Annotated in this window: 20 protein-coding genes and 1 pseudogene; 12 read left to right on the forward strand and 9 right to left on the reverse strand. The window is 61.2% G+C overall.

The window, feature by feature from the left end; translation table 11 throughout:
* Both BMX68_RS26005 and BMX68_RS25685 read left to right on the forward strand, forming a co-directional pair.
* Positions 1 to 573 (forward strand): hypothetical protein (locus BMX68_RS26005; protein ID WP_218145927.1); only part of this gene is annotated, 573 nt, incomplete at its 5' end.
* Between the two features lie 65 nt (positions 574 to 638).
* Positions 639 to 806, forward strand: coding sequence for a hypothetical protein (locus BMX68_RS25685; RefSeq protein WP_017131676.1), 168 nt, complete (start codon positions 639 to 641; stop codon positions 804 to 806).
* Between the two features lie 40 nt (positions 807 to 846).
* Here the strand turns inward: BMX68_RS25685 and BMX68_RS20655 are convergent, their stop codons facing one another.
* Positions 847 to 1311 carry a CopD family protein gene (locus BMX68_RS20655; RefSeq protein ID WP_017131675.1) on the reverse strand — a complete coding sequence of 155 codons (465 nt, stop codon included), beginning with the start codon at positions 1309 to 1311 and terminating at the stop codon, positions 847 to 849.
* A gap of 98 nt (positions 1312 to 1409) precedes the next feature.
* Here BMX68_RS20655 and dinG point away from each other — a divergent pair, with 98 nt between their 5' ends.
* From dinG to pdxH, 5 genes are all read left to right on the forward strand, one after another.
* Positions 1410 to 3554, forward strand: a complete 2145-nt coding sequence (gene dinG, locus BMX68_RS20660; protein WP_017131674.1) for an ATP-dependent DNA helicase DinG — start codon at positions 1410 to 1412, stop codon at positions 3552 to 3554.
* 98 nt (positions 3555 to 3652) lie between these two features.
* On the forward strand, positions 3653 to 6013 hold the full coding sequence (locus tag BMX68_RS20665) for a beta-agarase (protein WP_026013138.1): 2361 nt from the start codon (positions 3653 to 3655) through the stop codon (positions 6011 to 6013).
* 124 nt (positions 6014 to 6137) lie between these two features.
* Positions 6138 to 7283 carry an EstA family serine hydrolase gene (locus tag BMX68_RS20670; RefSeq protein ID WP_017131672.1) on the forward strand — a complete coding sequence of 382 codons (1146 nt, stop codon included), beginning with the start codon at positions 6138 to 6140 and terminating at the stop codon, positions 7281 to 7283.
* 110 nt (positions 7284 to 7393) lie between these two features.
* A complete protein-coding gene (locus BMX68_RS20675) occupies positions 7394 to 8581 on the forward strand; it encodes an OmpA family protein (protein ID WP_074862570.1) in 1188 nt (395 codons plus the stop codon).
* A 35-nt stretch (positions 8582 to 8616) separates the two neighbouring features.
* On the forward strand, positions 8617 to 9264 hold the full coding sequence (gene pdxH / locus BMX68_RS20680; RefSeq protein WP_074862573.1) for a pyridoxamine 5'-phosphate oxidase: 648 nt from the start codon (positions 8617 to 8619) through the stop codon (positions 9262 to 9264).
* Here the strand turns inward: pdxH and BMX68_RS26480 are convergent.
* Positions 9216 to 9437 (reverse strand): annotated as a pseudogene (locus tag BMX68_RS26480) (hypothetical protein). The gene pdxH and the pseudogene BMX68_RS26480 overlap by 49 nt on opposite strands.
* A 229-nt stretch (positions 9438 to 9666) precedes the next feature.
* Here BMX68_RS26480 and BMX68_RS20690 point away from each other — a divergent pair.
* On the forward strand, positions 9667 to 10131 hold the full coding sequence (locus tag BMX68_RS20690; protein ID WP_017131669.1) for an outer membrane lipoprotein: 465 nt from the start codon (positions 9667 to 9669) through the stop codon (positions 10129 to 10131).
* Positions 10132 to 10199: 68 nt separating this feature from the next.
* Here the strand turns inward: BMX68_RS20690 and nhaA are convergent, their stop codons facing one another.
* Positions 10200 to 11387: a Na+/H+ antiporter NhaA gene (gene nhaA, locus BMX68_RS20695; RefSeq protein WP_017131668.1), complete on the reverse strand. Its 1188-nt coding sequence runs from the start codon at positions 11385 to 11387 to the stop codon at positions 10200 to 10202.
* 302 nt (positions 11388 to 11689) lie between these two features.
* On the opposite strand from nhaA, the gene BMX68_RS20700 reads away from it, so the two are divergent.
* Positions 11690 to 12787, forward strand: coding sequence for a PLP-dependent cysteine synthase family protein (locus BMX68_RS20700; RefSeq protein ID WP_176987121.1), 1098 nt, complete (start codon positions 11690 to 11692; stop codon positions 12785 to 12787).
* A 71-nt stretch (positions 12788 to 12858) separates the two neighbouring features.
* Here BMX68_RS20700 and BMX68_RS20705 read toward each other — a convergent pair whose 3' ends face one another.
* The 4 genes from BMX68_RS20705 to rimO all read right to left on the reverse strand — a co-directional run bounded on the left by BMX68_RS20705 (position 12859) and on the right by rimO (position 16099).
* Positions 12859 to 13320 (reverse strand): YehS family protein, encoded by a 462-nt coding sequence (locus BMX68_RS20705; RefSeq protein ID WP_017131666.1) that lies wholly within the window; start codon positions 13318 to 13320, stop codon positions 12859 to 12861.
* A gap of 57 nt (positions 13321 to 13377) precedes the next feature.
* Positions 13378 to 14088, reverse strand: coding sequence for an rRNA pseudouridine synthase (locus BMX68_RS20710; RefSeq protein WP_026013137.1), 711 nt, complete (start codon positions 14086 to 14088; stop codon positions 13378 to 13380).
* 117 nt (positions 14089 to 14205) lie between these two features.
* The gene (locus BMX68_RS20715; RefSeq protein WP_017131664.1) at positions 14206 to 14655 is read right to left on the reverse strand and encodes a GNAT family N-acetyltransferase; all 450 of its coding nucleotides are present in this window, start codon (positions 14653 to 14655) and stop codon (positions 14206 to 14208) included.
* Positions 14656 to 14761: 106 nt separating this feature from the next.
* Positions 14762 to 16099: a 30S ribosomal protein S12 methylthiotransferase RimO gene (gene rimO, locus BMX68_RS20720; RefSeq protein WP_017131663.1), complete on the reverse strand. Its 1338-nt coding sequence runs from the start codon at positions 16097 to 16099 to the stop codon at positions 14762 to 14764.
* Positions 16100 to 16444: 345 nt separating this feature from the next.
* On the opposite strand from rimO, the gene BMX68_RS20730 reads away from it, so the two are divergent.
* The 3 genes from BMX68_RS20730 to BMX68_RS20740 all read left to right on the forward strand — a co-directional run bounded on the left by BMX68_RS20730 (position 16445) and on the right by BMX68_RS20740 (position 19093).
* The gene (locus BMX68_RS20730; RefSeq protein ID WP_017131661.1) at positions 16445 to 18343 is read left to right on the forward strand and encodes a potassium transporter Kup; all 1899 of its coding nucleotides are present in this window, start codon (positions 16445 to 16447) and stop codon (positions 18341 to 18343) included.
* A 158-nt stretch (positions 18344 to 18501) separates the two neighbouring features.
* The gene (locus tag BMX68_RS20735) at positions 18502 to 18792 is read left to right on the forward strand and encodes a Phd-YefM (protein ID WP_017131660.1); all 291 of its coding nucleotides are present in this window, start codon (positions 18502 to 18504) and stop codon (positions 18790 to 18792) included.
* Between the two features lie 13 nt (positions 18793 to 18805).
* The gene (locus BMX68_RS20740) at positions 18806 to 19093 is read left to right on the forward strand and encodes a type II toxin-antitoxin system RelE family toxin (protein WP_017131659.1); all 288 of its coding nucleotides are present in this window, start codon (positions 18806 to 18808) and stop codon (positions 19091 to 19093) included.
* A gap of 60 nt (positions 19094 to 19153) precedes the next feature.
* Here BMX68_RS20740 and BMX68_RS20745 read toward each other — a convergent pair whose 3' ends face one another.
* Positions 19154 to 20434 (reverse strand): virulence factor family protein, encoded by a 1281-nt coding sequence (locus BMX68_RS20745; RefSeq protein WP_017131658.1) that lies wholly within the window; start codon positions 20432 to 20434, stop codon positions 19154 to 19156.
* Positions 20434 to 23076, reverse strand: coding sequence for a bifunctional lysylphosphatidylglycerol flippase/synthetase MprF (mprF, locus tag BMX68_RS20750; protein ID WP_060782697.1), 2643 nt, complete (start codon positions 23074 to 23076; stop codon positions 20434 to 20436). The genes BMX68_RS20745 and mprF overlap by 1 nt, the downstream gene beginning before the upstream one ends.
* Positions 23077 to 23301: the final 225 nt, after the last annotated feature.

Genomic DNA, 23301 nt, shown 5'->3' on the forward strand with positions numbered 1-23301 from the left:
CTGACCCTGTGGGATAAAAAAATCTTCGTCAACGAAATCCGCAACAAGAAAAACGCCTACGAGCAACTGATGGCCTTGTCCCGCAGCGTAAACGTCAATGCCCATCACTACGCGTTCGCGGCCAACCGCTATGCGCTTAACCACTTCGAACAACGTGTCTACGACGCCAACCGCCCGAAAGCGGGCGCCGACGCGACACAGGTGATTCCGCTGATGAGCGACGCCGATGCCGCTGACCTGCGCGACAACCTGGGAATTGCCGGGCTGGTGGTGGAATACGGCATGGGCAGCGGCACCCGCCGCGAGGCCAATGGCTGCGGGCAGTACCGGCGCATCTTCGATCATGACCATGAAGCGCTGTCGCTAATCGATGAAGCGGGGCGGCACTTGGGGCATCTGTTCGACGAGATTCAGGAGCGCACCCGACAAGCCACCGAGAGCGTCGGTGCCGTGAAGGACCGGCTGACCGATAGCATCAGCGAGCTGCCGGCCCGAGCCGCCGAAGTCGCCCGCCGACGCGCACGGGACGCTCTGCGCGATTCACTGCCCAAAGGCATGCCGCCGCTACGGTGATTTTTATGACCCAGCACGAGATGGATAGGGAGGCTATGAGGTTGAGAGGATCAGCATGATTTTTTATGCATCGGATACTGGCTGAAGCACGCGCCAGAGGTGATGCACGGCTAAAATTCAGCGCCCGCGACAGCCTCGCCAAGATCGTCGGTCAATCACTGCACTGGACAGCCGGAGAAACCATCGCCCTCGGCAGCAGCTATGACACTCACGTGGTCGCCGGCTACAACTGATAGTCGGAGACTACCCGGTATTGATTGCAAAGACGTTTCCTCAGAAGCTCGGGCGCGCCGCGGCCACCGCCACCAGCGCCAGGCCGATCAGCAGATTGATGCCCACCAGGCGGCGAATTCGCCCCAACATGGCAGCACCTTCACCCCATTGTTGCGCCTCCACCGCCTGGCGCAATGGCGGTAATTGCAACGACTGGATACGAAGAAACAGTGCCAGCATCACGATATATAGCCCCATCATGACCTGCACATAGCGCGGCGCTGTCTCGAACCCGCTGAAACGCAGGTGGATCAGGCCCACGCCGCTGATCGGCAGGATCACCACCGCGACCCAGACCCAGACAAAAAAGCGTTGAAACACCTGGACCCACAATTTCAGGCGGGCCGGCCCTTCGAGGGCGGTCATGGCCGCCGGGCGCAGGATTATCCAGGCGAAGAACATGCCGCCGACCCAGATCAGGGCGGCCAGCAAGTGCAAGGTATAGGCGAGTGCAAAAGCGGTCATTCGGGTACTCCGTTCGGCGCGAGATGAATTCGCGGGGTATGATAGCGGCCATTCGAACCACTGAAAATTTATCCAGCGTTTTTCGCGCCCGAAGACTCATGATCAGCACCGAACTCAAAACCACGATCCAGGGCGCCTATTCGCGTTTCCTCGAAGCCAAGAGCCTGAAACCACGCTACGGTCAGCGCCTGATGATTGCTGAAGTGGCGAAGGTCCTCGGCGATATCAGCACCGACGATGAAGGTCGCCGCGACGGCGAACCTGCCGTGGTTGCCGTCGAAGCCGGCACCGGCACCGGCAAGACCGTGGCCTACAGCCTGGCGGCGATTCCCACCGCCAAGGCTGCGGGCAAACGCCTGGTGATCGCCACGGCCACCGTCGCCCTGCAGGAGCAGATCGTCTACAAGGATCTGCCCGATCTGATGCGCAATAGCGGACTGAATTTCAGCTTCGCCCTGGCCAAGGGGCGCGGGCGCTATATGTGCCTGTCCAAGCTCGACATGCTGTTGCAGGAAGGCCACGCGCAGACCGCCACGGCCCAGTTGTTCGAGGAGGAAGGCTTCAAGATCGAGATCGATGAGGCCAGCCAGAAGCTGTTCACCAGCATGATCGAGAAACTGGCCGGCAATAAATGGGATGGCGATCGCGACAGTTGGCCCAATGCGCTGGAAGACGCCGACTGGGCGCGCCTGACCACCGATCACAGCCAGTGTACCAACCGCCATTGCCCGAACTTCGGCCAGTGCGCTTTCTACAAGGCACGCGAGGGAATGGGCAAGGTCGACGTGATCGTGACCAACCACGATATGGTCCTGGCCGACTTGGCCTTGGGCGGTGGCGCGGTGTTGCCGGACCCGCGTGACACGTTGTATGTGTTCGACGAAGGCCATCACCTGCCGGACAAAGCCATCGGCCACTTCGCCCATTACACGCGCCTGCGCTCCACCGCCGACTGGCTGGAACAGACCGCCAAGAACCTGACCAAGCTGCTCGCCCAGCACCCGCTGCCGGGTGACCTGGGCAAGCTGCTCGAGCAGGTCCCGGAACTGGCCAGGGAGATCAAGACCCACCAGCAGTTCATGTTCACCGCGTGCGAGCAACTGGCCGACTTCAAGACCGGTGAAGACACGGAAGGCCGCGAGCGCCCACGCCATCGCTTTGTCGGCGGATTGATCCCCGATCACCTGCGGGAAATGGGTATCGAGCTGAAGAAGGGCTTTGCCCGTCTCAATGACTTATTTACTCGCTTGACCGAACTGCTGAAGGAAGGCATGGACGGTGAAGTCAATATCGGCATCACCAGCAACCAGGCCGAGGAGTGGTACCCGCTGTTCGGCAGCCTGCTGTCCCGGGCCCAGGGCAACTGGGAATTGTGGACCGCGTTCACCGTTGAGGACCCGCAGGACAACCCACCCATGGCGCGTTGGCTGAGCCTGGCGGAAAGCGGGGTGCTGTTCGATATCGAGGTTAATGCCAGTCCGATCCTGGCGGCGGAAATGCTCCGGCGCAACTTGTGGAACGTAGCCTATGGCGCATTGGTGACCTCGGCGACTCTGACGGCCCTTGGCACTTTCGACCGCTTCCGCATGCGCGCCGGTTTGCCGAAGACAGCCGTAACGGCAGTGGTGCCCAGCCCCTTCCATCACGCCGATGCCGGTGTGTTGCGGGTACCGGATCTCAAGGCCGACCCGAGGGATGCCATGGCCCACACGGCGGCGATCATCCGTGACCTGCCGGAGCTGGTCGAAGGCTCCAAGGGCACGCTGGTGCTGTTTTCCTCGCGCAAGCAGATGCAGGACGTGTTCGACGGTCTGGATCGCGACTGGCGCAAGCAGGTGTTTATCCAGGGCAACCTGTCCAAGCAGGAAACCCTCAACAAGCACAAGGCGCGGGTCGACGGTGGTGATTCCAGCGTGCTGTTCGGTCTGGCGAGCTTCGCCGAAGGCGTGGACTTGCCGGGCGCTTACTGCGAACACGTGGTGATCGCCAAGATTCCGTTCTCCGTGCCGGACGATCCGGTGGAAGCCGCGCTCGCCGAATGGATCGAAGCCCGTGGCGGCAACCCGTTCATGGAAATCTCCGTACCCGACGCCTCGCTCAAGCTGGTCCAGGCCTGTGGCCGGCTGCTGCGCACGGAAGCGGACCGGGGCATCATCACCTTGCTCGACCGGCGGCTGGTCACCCAGCGTTACGGTAAAGCCATCCTCAATGCCTTGCCGCCATTTCGTCGTGAAATTTCTTAGTGTGATGTAGGTTAAATCGCCTATTTTGTGGTCTATGGGAGGCGCGTTACCAGCGCCACGCAGGCCCTTGACCGGCTATTAGGGAGAAAATGATTCATATGATTGACCGTATGCTGCCCGCCGCTCTTGCTCTGTTGTTCGCTGCGCCGCTGTTGGCCGCGCCCGCCGGCCAGCAGACGCTGTTCAATTTCGTTCGCCCAGCCGACGTGGTGCAGGTAGTGACCAACGGCACTGACCTGCCGCAATCCAATGCCGAACAGACCGCCGAAGGCGAAGTGTTGCGGCGTGTCACCTTCACCCCGAGTGCCCAGCCGAGCCTGCGCCTGACGCCGCAGAGCGGTGTCTGGGACTGGTCGCAGGCGCGGATGATGAGCCTGCGGATACAGAGTGCGATGGATTGGGCCTTGACGCTCAACGTGACCATCCAGAGTAATGACGGCAAGACCCTCACCAGTCGCATCGACCTGCCAGCCGGTCCGGCGCAGACCCTGCTGGTGCCGCTGCAGGTCTTCTCGCCCCTGAGCCAGGGCATGCGCGCCGGCCCGCCGATGCCGATGAGCGTGGATGGCCAGCGGGTGTTGCTGGCCAGCAGCGTCGGAGAGCTGGATCTCGCGCAAGTGGTGTCGGTGACCTTGTCGATGGACAAGCCGAAAGTCGCACAGAACATCCTCTTGGAGCGTTTTGGCGTGCAAAACGGTGATGATGTGATCAAGGCCGCCTACAGCACGCTGGTGGACCGCTATGGCCAGTCCAGTCGCGCCCGATGGCCGGAAAAGGTCGGTTCCGACGAGCAGCTTAAGGCCGCCTCGACCAAGGAGTCGCAACAGTTGCAGGGCTGGCTGGCCGAGCGTGAGCGGGGTGGCCTGGACCCGTTCGGCGGCTGGAGCCATGGCCCGAGCTTCGCCGCCACGGGCTTCTTTCGCACCGAAAAGCATGACGGTCGCTGGTACCTGGTGACGCCGCAAGGTCACCCGTTCTACTCGCTTGGGGTGAATACTGTGAGTGCCAGCGACCAGCAGACCTACGTCGAAGGTCGCGAATGGATGTTCGGCGAGTTGCCCGAGGAAGGCCAATCGCTCGCCCGCTATTACGGTCAGGGCGATAACAGTGTCGCCCTGGCTTCCAATGCCGGGCGCGGATTCAACCGTGGAAAGTGGTTCGACTTCTATGGCGCCAACCTGCAACGCACCTATGCGCAACCTTGCGCCCAAGCCAAGGAAGGCGAGCCGCAGACACCGTGTGCCGAAGGCTTGGACAGCCAGCGCTGGCAAACCCACACCCTTGACCGCTTGCTGGCATGGGGTTTCAACACCCTCGGCAACTGGAGCGATCCGGCCTTGGGCCAGAACGATCGCGTACCGTACACCTTGCCGCTGTCGATTGTCGGCGATTACGCGAGCATCAGCACCGGTAACGATTGGTGGGGCGGCATGCCCGACCCGTTCGATCCACGCTTTGCCATGGCCACCGAGCGTGCGGTCGCCATCGCCGCCCGGGATCACCGCGACGACCCATGGTTGATAGGCTATTTTGCTGACAACGAACTGGCCTGGGCTGGCCCCGGCGATGATCCGAAGTCCCGTTATGCGCTGGCCTATGGCACCCTGCGCATGACTACCGACGTTCCGGCCAAGCGCGCATTCCTCAAGCAGTTACGCGATAAGTACCGTAACCAGCAAGGCTTGTCGAAAGCCTGGGGTGTGGAGATCCCGACCTGGGAGCAGATGGAAGACCCAGGGTTCGAAGCACCCTTGCCGAACCCGGAACACCCGCAAATCGAGGCTGACCTCCGGTATTTTCAGAAAGTATTCGCCGACGCCTATTTCAAGACCATATCCGATTCGTTGAAATGGCACGCCCCGAACCACCTGTTGCTGGGTGGTCGGTTTGCCGTCAGCACGCCCGAAGCGGTGGCGTCCTGTGTACAGTATTGCGATGTGCTGAGTTTCAACTTCTACACCCTTGAGCCCCAGGACGGTTACGATTTCAGGCAATTGGACGCGCTGGACAAGCCGGTGCTGATCACTGAGTTCAATTTCGGTTCGCGGGACCGTGGTCCGTTCTGGGGGGGCGTGACCGAGCTGTCGAAAGAAGAAGACCGTGGCCCGGCCTACGCCAACTTCCTCAAACAGGCGGTCAGTGAACCTTCTATCGTTGGTGTGCACTGGTTCCAGTACCTCGACCAGCCCGTTACCGGTCGTCTGCTGGATGGCGAAAATGGCCACTTCGGTCTGGTTGGCATCACCGACGTGCCGTTCCAGGGCTTTGTCGAGAGCGTGCGCAAGAGCAACCTGCAGGCCATTGAGCTGCTGGGCAAGGCCGCCGAGAAAGCCAAGATCGATGCCCAGCAGAAGGCGGCAAAGGGTTTCCACGACAGCGATGGCGGCAAGGGCCGTTCGGGCAGTGCCGGTGGGACGGGCGTGGGCCACGTCGGCGGGCACTCCGGCAACGGTCACTGAGCGCATTCACCGGGCTTGGGCACTCCGGTAGCGAGCATCATCCGACCTGTGTCTGTTCCCAAACCGGGCAATCGCTGGAACAATGCCTGCCATGTTGTCAGGTGATTGTCGGGAGAATTCAAGGGTGCAGATTCAGGGTCATTACGAGCTTCAATTCGAGGCGGTGCGCGAGGCGTTCGCGGCCCTCTTCGACGATCCCCAGGAGCGCGGCGCGGCGCTCTGCATTCAGGTTGGCGGCGAAACCGTGGTCGATCTCTGGGCCGGTACCGCCGACAAGGACGGCGCCGAGGCGTGGCACAGTGGCACTATCGCCAACCTGTTCTCCTGCACCAAGACATTTACCGCCGTCGCCGCCTTGCAACTGGTGGCCGAGGGCAAGTTGCAACTGGATGCTCCGGTTGCACGCTATTGGCCAGAGTTCGCCGCTGCCGGCAAGGCAACCATCACGTTGCGCCAGTTGCTCTGCCATCAGGCCGGGTTGCCGGCGTTGCGCGAGTTGTTGGCCCCTGAAGCCCTTTATGACTGGCAGGTGATGGTTGCTGCCCTGGCCGCCGAGGCGCCCTGGTGGACGCCCGGTGAGGGGCATGGTTACGCCGCCATCACCTATGGCTGGCTGGTCGGCGAATTGTTGCGCCGGGCCGACGGTCGGGGGCCGGGCGAGTCCATCGTCGCGCGCATTGCCCGGCCGTTGGGACTGGACTTTCATGTCGGTCTGGTGGACGAGGAGTTCTATCGGGTGGCGCATATTGCCCGTGGCAAAGGCAATGTCGGTGATGCGGCGGCCCAGCGCTTGTTGCAGGTGACCTTGCGCGAGCCCACGGCGATGTCCACCCGTGCGTTCACCAACCCGCCGTCCATCATGACCAGTACCAACAAACCGGAGTGGCGGCGCATGCAGCAACCGGCGGCCAACGGCCACGGTAATGCACGCAGCCTGGCGGGCTTCTACAGCGGGTTGCTCGATGGCAGCCTGCTGGAAGGTGAAATGCTTGACGAGTTGACCCGTGAACACAGCGTGGGCATGGACAAAACCCTGCTGACCCAAACCCGTTTCGGCCTGGGTTGCATGCTCGATCAGCCGGACGTCGCCAATGCCACGTTCGGCCTCGGTGCCAGAGCCTTCGGCCATCCGGGAGCGGGAGGCTCGATCGGCTTTGCTGATCCCGAGCACGATGTCGCCTTCGGTTTCGTGACAAATACCCTCGGCCCCTACGTTCTTATGGACCCACGGGCTCAGAAGCTTGTACGGATTCTGGCTGACTGTCTGTAGAATGCTCGCACCGTGCCGTAGGTCGGAACCCTGTGGCTTTTTTGTTTTCAAAACGTCTGTTTATATGGCTTTAGTGCCTCTGTTTTTCTATCTCATTTTGCGGATTTCCAATGTCATCGAATAAGTCTCTCGCCCTGGCCATCTGCCTGACCGTTACCGGTTGTGCACAAACTCCACAGAATGCAGATGGAAGCCACTGGTGGTCGTTCGGTTCGCCCGACAAGGTCGCGGAGAAGGCTCCAGCCCAGATATCTACAGCTCCAGCCGCAACCAAGGACGCCAAGGCTGGTGCACCTGTAGTTGCCAAGGTCGTGCCGGCTCCGGCAGTTGTCGCGGCAGCTCCCGCCCCGGCGGCAGAGGCGAGCAGCGGTAGTAGCTGGTGGCCGTTCGGCTCTGCCAACAAGAAGGACACGGCAAAGGATTTGGCCGCTGCCAAGCCACAGGACAAGCCCGTGCCCCTGGCGACGGCGGTAGCCGCCGCGACTAACCCGGCCCCCCAGGCCGACCCGGCGACCCATTGGTGGTGGCCGTTCGGCAGCTCGGACAAGGCTAAGGACACTGCTCAGCCGCTGGTCAAGGCCGTGCCGATGCCCGACCCGAAAATCACCCAGGCCTGGCTCGACAACTATGAGCCGCGCTTGCGCACGGCGATCGAGGGTTCTTCGCTGAAGCTGGAACGTCGCGAAAACGTCCTGGTGGTCATTGCGCCGGTGGATGGTTTCTACAATGCCAAACGCCCGGAAATGCTGTTGCCAGTGACCCTCGGACCTTTCGCGCGTGTTGCCAAGGTCGTTGAAGGTGATCCAAAGACTGCGGTGCTGATTCTGGGCCACGGCGACAACAGCGCCAGCGTTGATGCGGCCCAGGCCCTGAGCCAACAACGAGCCCAGTCGGTCGCGGCAATTTTCCGCCTCAGTGGCTTGCAACGCGATCGCTTGATCCTGCGCGGCATGGGTTCGGTGATGCCGCGTGCGGCCAATGACAGCAGCGAAGGTCGCGCCCTGAACCGTCGTATGGAAATTCTCCTGACTCCGCAGAACACCATGGTGGCGTTGCTGAGCAAGTACAGCATTCCACCTTCGGCGCCCGCGACTCTGGTGGCGGCACAGAATGTCAAGCCAGCGGAGGCTCAGGCACCGGTTGCGAAGAAAGCGCCCACCACCTCCAAGGCCAAGGTAGCGGCCAAGAAGGCGCCGGCCAAAGCCCCAGCAAAGAAAGCCCCGGTCAAGAAAGCAGCGCCAGCCAAGGCGGCGGTCGCGAAGAAAGATCCGGTGGCTGACAGTGCGGCCAAGAACTGATTGGCGATTGATTCGGGATTAGAAGGGAAAACACCATGACCCAGTCCCTGGCCGATATGCGCCGCGACTACACCCGCGACGGCCTCACCGAGGCCCAGGCCCCGGCCGAGCCGTTCGCGCTGTTCCACCAGTGGTTTGCCGACGCAGTGAAGACCGAGCAACCGCCGGTGGAGGCCAACGCCATGACCTTGGCGACCGTCGATGAAGACGGTCGGCCCCATTGTCGCATCTTGTTGTTGAAGGGCCTGGACGAACAGGGCTTTACCTTCTTCACCAACTACGAAAGCGACAAGGGCCGGCAACTGGCGGCACGGCCATTCGCGGCCATGACTTTCTTCTGGCCGAGCCTGGAACGTCAGGTGCGGATCGAGGGGCGGGTGATCAAGGTCACGCCGCAGGAATCGGCCGCCTACTTCCAGGTCCGCCCACTGGGCAGCCGCTTGGGCGCCTGGGCGTCACCGCAAAGCCGGGTGATTGCCGATCGGGTCGAGCTGGAGGAGCTGCTCAAGGCTACCCAGGCCCGGTTCAGCGATACCCAGCCGGATTGTCCGAAACACTGGGGTGGCTATCGCCTGCTGCCGGAACGCATCGAGTTCTGGCAAGGTCGCGCCAGTCGCCTGCATGACCGCCTCGACTATCGTTTGATCAATGACGGCTGGCACCGTTCGCGCCTGGCGCCCTGATCGGGACATTCTGCGGCGGTGGCCTTCAGCCAGTGCCGCGGGTTCTTGTGCTTGACCTTCTGCTTTCTGGCAGTGTCGAGACATCACTGCGTGAACTTTTGCTGTACTTCACTGTCTCCCGCTAGCGACAATACGCAGTCGCGATCCATCCAGCATCTGATGCTCACATACAGTCAATCGTGGAAATACCAGCCAGCGGCAGTCGTGACGACAATGGTGATGTCAGCCTGACGGTCCTTGCGGCACGCGGTGTGGGCGAGTTGAAAGCACGCTACCCTATCCTCGGCTTTGTTGCGCCCCGGCTGTACCGGTGCTGAATGAAAAACACTTTATCCGTTGGCCGCCGTGACACGGATCAAGTTGCGGAGTTTAATTGAGTCATGTCCTTTTGGAGTTCCCCTTATGCGTAAGTCTGTTTTGTTGATTGCTTCATTCTCCACAATGGCGATGCTGCTCGCTGGCTGCACCAACAGCCTGACTGGCGATAGCTATTCGCGCGATGAAGCCCGTCGCGTGCAGACTATCCGTCTGGGCACCATCGAATCCCTGCGTCCGGTACAGATCGAGGGCAACAACTCGCCCATCGGTGCCGGTGCCGGTGCGATCGTGGGTGGTGTCGGCGGCAGCGCCATCGGCGGCGGTCGTGGCAGTATCGTCACGGCGGTGATCGGCGCGGTGGCCGGTGGCGTGCTCGGCAATATGGCCGAGAAAGGCCTGACCAAGACTCAGGGTGTGGAAATCACCGTGCGTGAAGATGACGGTAGCCTGCGTGCCTATGTGCAGGAAGTGGCACCGAACGAAATCTTCCGGGTTGGCGAGCGTGTACGTATTTCCACTGTGGGTGGTACCAGCCGCGTTTCCCATTGATCTGACGATCAACCAGCAAAAGACCCCCCGGCCAGTACCCTGGCCGGGGGGTCTTTTGCTTTAGGCGATCAGGTGATCACGGTGCCGGCCTTGCGACTGGCCATCGCCGTCACGGCATAACCGATCAACGCGGCAAGGATCGAGCCGGTGAGGATACCCATGCGGTCCATGCCGGCGTAGTCGCCACTGCCCGGTACAAAGGCGAGGGAGCCGACAAACAGGCTCATGGTGAAGCCGATGCCGCAGAGGATCGCCACACCGAGCACCTGGCCCCAGTTGGCCCCGTTGGGCAGTGCGGCCATGCCTGCCTTGACCGCGAGCCAGGCCAGGCCGAACACCCCGACGGTCTTGCCGATCAGCAGGCCGGCGGCAATGCCCAGCGGCACATGGTGGGTGAAGCTGTCGAGATTGACGCCCGTCAGCGAGACGCCGGCGTTGGCAAAGGCGAACAACGGCAGGATACCGAAAGCCACCCAGGGATGCAGCGCATGTTCCAGGCTCAGCAGCGGCGAGGTCTCGGAGTTCTTGGTGCGCAAGGGGATGCAGAAGGCCAGGGTAACGCCGGCCAGCGTCGCATGCACGCCACTTTTGAGCACGCAGATCCAGAGGATCAGGCCGATGATCATATAGGGCCCGAGCTTGATCACGCCCAGGCGATTCATCGCGATCAGGGCCACCAGGCAGGCGCCGGCCAGCAGCAGTGATAGGGTCGAGAGCTCGCTGGAGTAGAACACCGCGATGACGATGATTGCGCCGAGGTCGTCGATGATCGCCAGGGTCATCAGGAACAGCTTCAGTGACACGGGGACGCGCTTGCCCAGCAAGGCCAGCACGCCGAGGGCGAAGGCGATATCGGTGGCCATGGGGATCGCCCAGCCACCCAATGCGTCCGGATGGTCTTTGTTCAGGAACCAGTAGATCAGCGCCGGCACCACCATGCCGCCAATCGCCGCCGCCCCGGGCAGGACAATTTGCGAAGGCTTGGACAGATGACCTTCGAGGACTTCGCGCTTGACCTCCAGGCCGATCAGTAGGAAGAACAGCGCCATCAGGCCGTCGTTGATCCACAGCAACAGCGGCTTGGCGATTTTCAAGGCGCCCACCTGGGCCACTACCGGGACGTCCAGCAAGCCGTTGTACAGGTACGACAGCGGTGAGTTATTGATGATCAACGCCAGCGCTGCTGCGGCAATCAATAACAGACCGCTGGCAGCTTCCAACTGAAAGAAACGTGTGAAAGTGCTACGCAGAGGCAAGGCGGCTCTCCATTGATAAAGTCAAAAGGTGGGACACCCTAACCCGCACTGTTGGTTGTTAAAACAAAAACTATATTCTTTTTTGCTATAATCGGAAGATAGGGACATTGAGCAGAGGAGCTTAGCAGTTGTATGTCCAAATGCGTCTTCACTGTATCTGTGCGACATGTAGGAAACTTCCTATAGTTAATGTTGAGTCTTGGCGGAACCATCCGCTTTTTGTCCTTCAGCGGTTTGGCCTAGAGCCAATGACGTAGCCATTCGTCAGCGCCTTCGCGGGGGGCCGTTCCAACGAGTAACCGATCATGAGCGACAATCGACAATGGGCCCGGGAAGCCATCCGGATCATCGAGGCCGACTTCCAGCGCAGTGCCGATACCCACTTGATTCCCTTGCCGCTGCCGGGCCTGCCGGGTGTCGAGTTGTACTTCAAGGATGAGTCCAGTCACCCCACCGGCAGCCTCAAGCATCGCCTGGCGCGCTCGCTGTTCCTCTATGCCCTGTGTAATGGCTGGTTGAAACCAGGGGCGCCGGTGATCGAGGCGTCCAGCGGTTCGACGGCAATTTCCGAGGCTTACTTCGCGCGCTTGCTGGGGTTACCGTTCATTGCCGTGATGCCGGCCAGCACTTCCCGGGAAAAGATCGCGCAGATCGCCTTCTATGGCGGCCTGAGCCACCTGGTGCAAGACCCGACGCAGATCTATGCCGAGTCCGAGCGCCTGGCACGGGAAAGCGGCGGACACTTCATGGACCAGTTCACCTATGCCGAACGGGCCACCGACTGGCGAGCAAACAATAATATCGCCGAGTCGATTTTCCAGCAGTTGCGCTTCGAGCGGCATCCGGAGCCGAGCTGGCTGATTTCCAGTCCAGGCACCGGTGGCACCACCGCGACACTGGGGCGTTATGTGCGCTACCGCCAACAGTGCACCCAGGTGTTGTGCGCCGACGCCGAGCGTTCGGTGTTCTTCGAGTATTACCAGACGGGCGACGCCAGCCTGCGTCTGGAGTGCGGTTCGCGTATCGAGGGGATTGGCCGGCCACGGGTCGAGGCTTCGTTCTTGCCCAAGGTTATCGATGCCATGATCAAGGTGCCGGATGCCTTGTCCCTGGCGGCCATGCATTACCTGGCACGACGCCTGGGGCGGCGAGTCGGCGGCTCCAGCGGGACCAACCTGATCGGCGCGCTGGTGGCGGCGCGGCATATGGTCGACGCGAGGGAGAGCGGCTCGATCGTGGCGATCCTCTGTGATGGTGGTGAACGTTATGCCACTACCTACTACGATGAGTCCTGGCTGCAGGCTCAGGGGTATCAGTTGGACGAGCTGATCGAGCGCGTCGCGGCTTGTGTCGAGCGTGGCGAGGCGTTGCCCGAGGACGTGCTGCGGGCTGGGATCTGATCCGAATATTGAGGTTTCTGGTGGCGAGTGGTCAGGCCTGCGGGGCTGTCCGACCGCCGCAGGCCTTGGGATCAGCCGCGAAGGCGCAGGGTCAAGCCCTTGAGGAAGTTGCGCAGTAACTGGTCGCCGCACGGACGATAGTTGGTGTGGCCAAACTTGCGAAACAGCGCACTCAGTTCCGGTTTGGACACCGGGAACTCGGCAGCCTTGAGGATTGCGTGCATGTCATCTTCCTTCAGCTCGAAGGCAACCCGCAGTTTCTTCAGGATGATGTTGTTGGTCACTGGCAGCTCCACCGGTAGTGGCTGACGGCTATCATCCTTGCCGCGCTTGAAAACCACCAGGCCGTCGAGGAAGTGCGCCATAACTTCGTCGGGGCAGTGCACAAAACCCTCCTCCTCGTCCTTTTTCAAGTAGGTGACGATATCGGCCTTGGCGGCTTCGAAGCCGGTCAGCTTGATGATCTCGACCACCTTGGCGTCGCTGATATCGAGCATGTAGCGCACGCTGCGCAGTACATCGTTATGAATCATGGGGGGAGTCCTGGCTGATCAACGCCGCGCATCTGGCGCGGTGTTGGAGTATTGAGTTCAAAACTTTTCCTTGGCCGACAGGTAGCGCCATTGGCCCACCGGCACCTTGCCGATGGAGACGCCGCCGATACGGATGCGGCGGATGGCCACGACGCTGAGACCGACGGCTTCGCAGAGTCGCGCGATCACGCCCGGTTGCGGGTTTTTCAGGGCAAAACGCAGGCGGTTTTCGTTTTGCCAACTCACTTTGACCGCCGGCAGCTCCTTGCCTTTGTAGGTCAGGCCGTGGTTCAGCCGGTTGAGGCCATGGGCGAGCATATCGCCGGCGACCTCGACTACATATTCCTGCTCGATCTTGTCGGCATCGGCGGTCAGTTTGCGCAGGATCTTCCAGTCCTGGGTAAACACCAGCAGGCCGCTGGCATTGGCCTGCAGGTCGGCGGCGGCCGTCAGGCGCAGGAAATGCCCTTTGAGCGGGCGCTTGCCATAGCGGTGCTCTTCGGACAGATTGGCGGCTTCGAGCAGCTGCAAGGCGCTATCGGCGCTGATGCCGGCCGGCTGGTGCAGCAACAGTGTCACCGGCTCCGGCGCGGTGGCCTTGGCGTCGGGGTCCAGTTCGACCTTCTGGCTATCGACCTTGAACTGAGGCTCGTCGATGACCTCACCGTCGACCGTGACCCAGCCGCCCTCGATAAACAGCTCGGCCTCCCGGCGGGAGCAGCCGACCAGCTCGATAAGGCGTTTGGAAAGGCGAATGGGTTCAGACATGACTGCGGCCGTGGCAAAGGAGGACTGCCATTGTACCCGCCTGGCGCCGGTTAAGCCCGGCAACATTTGTCGCAGTGACCTGCCGCCCACCTGCGCAAGGTGGGCGGCCATCGATGGTCAGCGTTTCAGGCGTAGATGCAGCAGTGGATACGGCTGCCCCATGCCGTCGCGCGCCGAACGGTCGATCACCTCGAAGCCTTGCTTGAAATAGAAACCGATGGCCTGTGGGTTCTGTTCGTTGACGTCCAGTTCGTCGGCATTCAGATGTTCGATCGCATACCCTAGCAACAGCTTGCCCAGGCCTTGACCGCGGTTCTGCGGCGCAATGAACAGCATCTCGACCCTGCCTGCCGCCACGCCGGCGAAACCGGTGATGCGCTGGTGGGAGTCGCGAGTACAGATCAGCATGACCGCATCCAGGTAGCGGGTCAGCACCAGGTTCTTCAGCAGTTCGATGTAGCTATCCGGCAGGAAGTCATGGGTGGCGCGAACGGAAGCCTCCCAGACAGCGGTCAGCTCGGGGTAGTCGCTGGTTTTTGGGGTATGGATGACGGAGGGCTGGTGCATGTCGCCGTTCCTCTTCTGGCGCAGGCTTTGTTATTGAGGCAAACAATAGCTGTAAAAAAGCCCCGCATCTCGTGGAAAGAGCAGGGCTTTTCGATTTTGTTACAACTTACAGGGTTTGCGCCCAGAGGTCGTACTCATCGGCGTCGGTCACCCGGCACCAGACCTTGTCGCCCGGCTTGAGATCACCGGCCCCGTCGATGAAAACGTTGCCATCGATTTCCGGCGCGTCGAAGAAGCAGCGACCGACGGCGCCGTTCTCGTCGACTTCGTCGATCAGTACTTCGATTTCCTTGCCGATGCGTAGTTGCAGGCGCGCCGAGCTAATGGCCTGCTGATGTGCCATGAAACGCTCCCAACGGTCCTGCTTGATGTCGTCCGGTACGACTGTCAGGCCCAGGTCATTGGCCGGGGCGCCTTCGACCGGCGAGTACTGGAAGCAGCCGACGCGGTCGAGCTGGGCTTCGGTCAGCCAGTCGAGCAGGTACTGGAAGTCTTCTTCGGTCTCGCCCGGAAAGCCAACGATAAAGGTCGAACGGATGATCAGCTCGGGGCAGATTTCGCGCCAGTTCTTGATCCGCGCCAGGGTCTTGTCTTCGAACGCCGGGCGTTTCATCGCCTTGAGAACTTTCGGGCTGGCATGCTGGAACGGGATGTCCAGGTACGGCAGGATTTTGCCGGCGGCCATCAACGGGATCAATTCGTCGACGTGCGGGTAGGGGTAGACATAGTGCAGGCGAACCCACACGCCCAGGCTGGCGAGGGCCGCGCAGAGCTCGGTCATGCGCGTCTTGACCGGGGCGCCGTTCCAGAAGCCAGTGCGGTACTTGACGTCCACGCCATAGGCGCTGGTGTCCTGGGAGATCACCAGCAGTTCCTTGACCCCGGACTTGACCAGACGCTGGGCCTCGTCGAGCACATCGCCGACCGGGCGGCTGACCAGCTTGCCGCGCATCGAGGGGATGATGCAGAAACTGCAGCTGTGGTTGCAGCCTTCGGAAATCTTCAGATAAGCGTAGTGACGTGGGGTCAGCTTGATGCCTTGTGGCGGCACCAGGTCGATCAGCGGATTGTGATCCTGGCGTGGCGGCACCACTTCGTGTACGGCGTTGACCACCTGCTCGTACTGCTGCGGTCCGGTCACGGACAATACGCTGGGATGCACGTTGCGGATATTGCCTTCTTCCACACCCATGCAGCCGGTGACGATGACCTTGCCGTTCTCCTTGATCGCTTCACCGATCACTTCCAGGGACTCGGCCTTGGCGCTGTCGATGAAACCGCAGGTGTTGACCACCACGACATCGGCGTCCTGGTAGGTGGAGACGACGTCATAGCCTTCCATGCGCAGTTGCGTGAGGATGCGCTCGGAGTCGATCAGGGCTTTGGGGCAACCCAGGGATACGAAACCGACCTTGGGGTTGGCCGGCGCGGTGGGGGTGGACATGTCTAACCTCGGTCTGGGGATCGCTGTGTTTGGCGGTTTGGATAAACTCGCTCACGACGGATGGGCGCTTGATGCGCCTCTGATCAAAAAGTGCGCAATTCTAGCGATGGGCGAGGCACTTGACCAGCTTTATGGAGGGAAATGCGACGAGTGCTGCGCTATGCTTCGCCGCGTCGCGCCTCGGTGTCATTTTTTGTTTCAGATTGCAGTAAAAGATTAATCGTCGGCAACTGTAAGAAAATCAGCGCATGCTGTACTCAAACAGCTGTACCGATAGAGCCGCACCAAAAAAGAGTAGTGCTTCTTAGACGAAGACCGGTCCACGTTGTAGTAGGGGAGTAATTGATGGGGCAGGCAGTGAGTCAGGCGCCGGTTGGGCATTCGGCGACAAAGCCGTTGGGCATGCTGGTGGCTGCGGTGGGGGTGGTGTACGGCGATATCGGCACCAGTCCGTTGTACACCCTCAAGGAGGTGTTCTCCGGTGGGTATGGGGTTCAGGTCAACCATGATGGCGTATTCGGGATTCTCGCACTGATTTTCTGGTCGTTGATCTGGGTGGTCTCGATCAAGTACGTGTTGTTCATCCTGCGGGCGGACAACCAGGGCGAGGGTGGAATCATGGCCTTGACCGCCCTGGCGCGGCGGGCGGCGTCGCCGTATCCGCGGTTGCGGGCGGTGTTGGTGATCCTCGGGTTGATCGGCGCGGCACTGTTCTATGGCGACAGCATGATCACTCCGGCCATCTCGGTATTGTCGGCGGTGGAAGGGCTGGAGTTGGCCTTTGACGGCCTGGAGCGCTGGGTGGTGCCGCTGTCGCTGGTGGTGCTGGTGGGGTTGTTCCTGATCCAGAAACACGGGACGGCGAGCATCGGCAAGTTGTTCGGGCCGGTGATGGTCGCCTGGTTCCTGGTACTCGGAGTTCTAGGCGTGCATGGCATTCTCCAGCATCCGCAAGTGCTCAGCGCGCTGAATCCGATGTGGGGCGTGCGTTTCTTCGTGGTGCATCCCGGCATGGGCGTGGCGATTCTCGGCGCGGTGGTGCTGGCATTGACCGGTGCCGAAGCGCTATATGCCGACATGGGCCACTTTGGCCGCAAGCCGATCGCCCGTGCCTGGTTCGCGCTGGTACTGCCGGGGCTGGTGCTGAATTACTTCGGCCAGGGTGCCCTGTTGCTGGAAAACCCGGAAGCGGCGCGCAACCCGTTCTACCTGCTGGCGCCGTCCTGGGCGCTGGTGCCGTTGGTGGGATTGTCGACCCTGGCAACCGTGATTGCTTCGCAGGCGGTGATTTCCGGAGCCTTCTCCCTGACCCGTCAGGCAATCCAGCTCGGCTACATTCCGCGCATGTATATCCAGCACACCTCCAGTGCCGAACAGGGGCAGATCTACATCGGGGCGGTGAACTGGAGCTTGATGGTCGGCGTGATTCTGCTGGTACTGGGCTTCGAGTCCTCCAACGCGCTGGCCTCGGCCTACGGCGTGGCGGTGACCGGGACCATGCTGATCACCAGCATTCTGGTGTCGGCGGTGATGTTGCTGCTGTGGAAGTGGCCGCCGATTCTCACGGTACCCATCCTGGTCGGTTTCTTGGTGGTGGATGGATTGTTCTTCGCCGCCAACGTGCCGAAGATCGTCCAGGGCGGTGCTTTCCCGGTGCTGGCGGGGATTGCGTTATTTATCCTGATGACCACCTGGAAGCGCGGCAAGGAGCTGTTGGTGGATCGCCTGGATGAGGGTGGCCTGCCGCTGCCGATCTTTATCGGCAGTATCCGCGTGCAGCCTCCGCATCGCGTGCAGGGCACGGCGGTGTTCCTCACCGCCCGCGCGGACGCGGTGCCTCATGCCTTGTTGCATAATCTGCTGCACAATCAAGTGCTGCATGAACAGGTGGTGCTACTGACGGTGGTCTACGAAGACATTCCGCGGGTGCCGAGCCAGCGACGGTTCGAGGTCGATTCCTACGGCGAAGGTTTCTTCCGGGTGATCCTGCATTTTGGTTTCACCGACGAACCGGACGTGCCGGAGGCGCTGAAGCTGTGCCACCTCGACGAGTTGGATTTCAGCCCGATGGGCACTACCTACTTCCTCAGCCGTGAAACCGTGATCGCGTCGAAGATCGTCGGCATGGCGCGCTGGCGGGAGTCGCTGTTCGCCTTCATGCTCAAAAACGCCAACGGCAACCTGCGGTTCTTCAAGCTGCCGGTGAACCGGGTGATTGAGCTGGGCACCCAGGTCGAGATGTAATCCTGCGATCACAAAAAAGCCCCCGTTGCCTTGTGGCGGCAGGGGCTTTTTGCTGAGGCGTGGAACGATCAGCTATATTAGGTTACGTTTAATTTGATGTAGTATTTTGCGTTCTATTTTATGATTTTTCTGTTCTAACCTGTGCGGGAGAGAGTGATATGACTGCATTGCTGGAACGTGCCGATCAGGCTGTCTCGGTGACAGCCATGGTTCGTGGCTTCAGTGCCAAGCTCAAGGACATTGCCAGCCGGACTACCGAGCGTCTGGTGATTTTCAAGGATAACGAACCTGCGGCGGTGATTATCAATGTCGAAGCCTTTCAGGAAATGCTCGACGAGTTGGAGAATCTTCGTGTCGAAGCAACCGCGCATGAACGGCTGATGGGCTTCGATGCGGGTAACGCCCTCTCTCATAAAGACCTGCGGGCACGCTACGCCGCAAAGGATTGATTGGGAGAAGGGGATGGCTTGGAGCGTTATCTATCATCCGCAGGTCATGGATGATCTGGATCAATTGGGCAGTGCCGCAGCGAATCGAATCCTCGATGTGATCGAGGAGCGCATTGTCCATGGCGAGCCGGACAAGAGCGGCAAGCCATTGCGCGGCAGTCTTGCGGGGTGTCGCAGGATCAGAACCGGCGATACGCGTATTGTCTATCGTGTCGACGGCAAGGCCATCGAGGTGTTGATCGTGGCAGTCGGAGCCAGGCGGGACAGGGAAGTCTATGATACTGCCGAACGCCGGATCTGAATGCAAGAAAGCCCCCGTTACCTTGTGGCTGTAGGGGCTTTTGCCGGTGTTTGTCGCGACTTATTCGGCCCTGCTCTGGCGCTTGTCGATGGCGTCGATCAGGCGCTTGGCCAGCGCCGGGTAGTTTTCGTCGAAGTGATGCCCGCCCGGTAATTCCATCGGCTCGCCGACAGCGGTCTTGGTGGTACAGCCACTTTCATCAATCTCTTCCTTGCCGTAGATGCACAGCACCTTGGCGGCCGGCAGCTTGGCCATGTCGGGGCCGGTGTCCAGCTCCATGCCGGCCTTGCCCAGCCAGCCATCGACATGAATCTCGAAGCTGCCGCTGCGGGCGAAGGCCAGTAGGATGATAGCGTCCACGCGCTGTTGTTCGGCTTCTGGCAGGCGGTTGTAGATCGCTGGCAGCACGTCGGCACCGAATGAGTAACCGGTCAGCACAAAGCGCTTGATCCCCCATTTCTGGCGATAGTGCTGCATCAGTTCGGTCAAGTCGACAGCGCTCTGTTCCGGGCTCTTGTGTTGCCAGTAGTAGCGCAGGGTGTCGATACCGATCACTGGGTAGCCGAGCTTGGCCATTTCACCGGCGACATCGCGGTCGAGGTCGCGCCAACCACCGTCGCCGGAAAGGAACAGGGTCACAGTGTCGGTGGTCTGGCCGGCCGGTACTTCCACCACTGGAATGGCCAAGCCACCGTTCTCGGAACCGACCAGCATCTTGCGCAGTTCGTTGTTCAGCACCTGTGGCAGGTGCACATCGTAGTCGCTGATGCTGGTCTCGGCATTGGCCTGGTCGCGCACGAACGCCGCGCTCGGATCATCCGGGCCGTCGTTCCAGGCGACGAGCCAGTGACCATGGGCCGCCGACTTGGCAACCGGTGTGCCGCAGCCTGGTTGCTCAAGGGTAAAACCGACCGAGATGGCCTGGGCCTTGTCATCGGTCTGTGTCGCCAGCCAGTTCCAGGCCAGGGTGGCGCCTGGGCCGATACCGCCGACCAGCGTCGCCGGCCCTTTCAAGTGTTGCAGGGCGTTGTCCAGGGCCTGTTGCTGCAGCTTGCAATCATCCTTGGGCAGGATCACTTGGACGATCTGCGCGGCGCCGCTACGACTCAGCGCTGATAGTTGTTTGTCGCTGAGGGCGTCTTCGGCGAGGGTTGCCACGATGACCTGGGCCTTGGGTGTGGTGCCGGGGATCAAACGGGTCAGGGTCGAGCCATCGGCCTGATCCAGGTGTTCAAGAGTGGGTTGCGGCGTGGGGCGATTCCAGAACCAGTAGCCGCCACCCGCGAGCGCGGCCAAGACCAACACGATTACCAGTAAAACCCGCCAGGAGCGTCGAATCATCAGCGTTTCACCAATCCAGTCAAGCCGCCCGCGATCAGGGCGGCAGTATCGGCCAGGGCAACCAGCGGATCGAGTCCGGCTGGCACGGCCATGTAACGAGGTTCCCAGTCAGGCTGGAACTTGTCTTTGAAGCGGCGCAGGCCCTGGAAGTTATAGAGTTGCTCACCGCGCTGAAACACCATCGACCCCAGGCGCTGGGTCAGGGGAGCGCCGCGCCGGGGTTGCAGACCAGAGAGCGGTACCATGCCGAGGCTGAAGCGTGCATATCCGTGATTTTTATAATGTTGAATCAAACCGACCATCAGGAACTCCATGGTCAGTTTCGGTGCGTCGGGGTGCGAGCGCATCAAGTCGAGGCTGGCCAGTTCATGGCTATGGGTCTCGAGCAGGTTGGCGAACGCCACCGGTCGACCTTCGAAATGAATGATCGCGACGCGGAAGTGGTTGATGTATTCCGAGCTGAAGCGGCCCAGGGAGAAGCCTTTCTCGCGGACGTTCTTGCCGGTCAGCCAGGCATCGGAAATCACCTTGAGTTCATCCAGAGGTGCTTGTCCCGGCTCGTAGATCTCCAGAGACAGGCCGTCGCGACTGCCACGATTCCAGGTGTAGCGCAGGTCCTTCATCTCCTTGCCTTTGGATTCAAGATCAAAGCGGTGCAAGTCGACCCGGGCCTCTTCGCCGAGTTTGATAGCGGTCAGGCCGATGTCCATGTAGTACGGTAAGTTCTCGGCACGGACCTGATAGAACACTGGACGCGCATGGTGGGTATCGCACAGGTCGCGGAACTGCCAGATCAGCTCGGCGCGCTGGCGTGCTGGGCCAATTGGGTCATACAGCGATACCAGGCTGCGGCCGCGACGGGCATACATGAGGAAGGCGGTATCGGTCGGATGGAACAGGAAGGCTTTGTCACCCGTCAGGGCCAGGCCGCCATCGGGCTGGTCGGAGGCCATCAGGATCTTGTGGGCACGTTCCAGTTCTTCGGCACTGGGCTGATGGATGACCGGGCGTTCGGTGCGCAGCAGCCAGGTCAGGGATACCGCCACCAGCAGTACCGCGGCACCCAGCAATGAGCGCAGTCCCCGTGGAGCATCGCCATCCAGTGCGAATTGCCACCAGAGTTCATGGCTGTAGGGCACGTCCTGGTAGGCGAACAGCAGTAACCAGACCGAAGCCCCCAGCACGCACAGGCTGGCTACCAGATACAGTGGCGAGAACGGTAGCTCGGTCAAGCGGCTGGGTCGGTAGAAGGAACGCCGGAAAGCTCCCAGCAGGCAGGCCGTGGCCGTCAGCATGCTGGCTTCTTCCCAGTCGAAGCCCTTGAGCAGCGAGAGCAGGGCGCCCACCAGCAGCAGGATCATGGTCAGCATCCAGGCCGCCGAGAGGCGCCGACGCAGGCCCTGGGCCAACAGCAGGCACAACACGCCTACCAGGCTGGCGCCGAAGTGCGAGGCGTCGATCAGGCGATCCGGCACGAGGAAGTCGATGCCTTCCAGGCGGGTATCGATTTCCGGGGTGGCACCGGAGAACAGCAGCACCACGCCGGAAAGGAATACCAGCACCGCGAGGACCGGAGCGGCCAGGCCGGACGCCACGCGCATGCTCTGGCGCGACGCGATCAGACGCTGGGCCTCGGTGCTCAGCAGTGCCAGGCAAGCCAGCAGCAACGGCAATAACACATAGATCAGCCGGTACAGCAGCAAAGCTGCCGCCAGTGGGGCTGCCCCCAGCTCATTGGCGAAAGCGGCCAGCAGGATCGCTTCGAACACCCCGACGCCACCGGGCACGTGGCTGAGTACGCCCGCGGCCAGGGCCAAGAGGTACACCAACAGAAAGGCACCGAACGGCGGCGCCTGCGGCAGCAGCAGATACAGCACTGTTGCGGCGGCGGCCACGTCCAGGGCGGTGATGACCAATTGCAGCAAGGTCAGGCGGGCGCCGGGCAAGCGCAGGGTACGGCGACCGACCTTGACCAGCAGGTTGTTCGGGATGGGTTGCTCTGGCAGGCGTCGACGATAAATACCCACTGCCAGCAGCGCGAACAGGGCAAGGAGGGTCACGGCAACCGCGCCCAGCAGATAGGCGGGCAGGTGCAAGGCTTCAGCGGCAGCCGGCAGGTTGCTCAGAGTAGCCAGAGCAGCGAGCGGTGGCAGCGCGCAACCCAGCGACAGGCTGGCGAACAACGTCATGCGTGCGACTTCAGCGGCACCGAGGCCGTTGCGGGCGTAGAGACGATAGCGTACCGAGCCGCCGGAAAGCAGCGACAGGCCGATGGCATTGCCGATGGCGAAGGCGGTAAAGCCGCCTAGAGCCAGGGTCTTGGCCGGCAGGTGGACATTGGTATAACGACTGGCGGACCACTCATACCCCAACAAGATGATAAAGCCGATGGCGGTTGCCGCGACGGCTCCCGCCAGGGCCGGCTTGGGCACGCCCAGAATCGAATCGTGAAGCGCATCCAGGTCGAGTTCGATCAACAGATGATGACAGGCGACCAGGGCAATGGCGAACAACAACAGGGTGACAATCAGCCCAACGGATTGACGGTACTTGCTCAGCAGATCCAGCCAGCGCAAGCGGGTGGCCGCAATCGGTTGTGTCGCTGTGACGGTGTCTTGTGGTTCAGACGAGTTGGCGCGCATCAATCACCTCTAGGATTGTGCGCGACAGGATGGGGGTATCCAGCCAAGTTACCAATCCCTACGGACAAAATAATTACAAATATAACGCGTCTCGCCGTCTTGCGGCGACCTACGTCCCGGGGCTGTTGTAGAGGGGTTTGTTGCTAATTGAGCATAGCCTGTACAGGCATTGGTTCTGGCTTCCGTCGGGGATGGATTGTGCTTGAGCACCATGCTTTTTCAGCG

Origin of the sequence: Pseudomonas agarici, from assembly GCF_900109755.1 — a bacterium.
GTDB lineage: Bacteria > Pseudomonadota > Gammaproteobacteria > Pseudomonadales > Pseudomonadaceae > Aquipseudomonas > Aquipseudomonas agarici.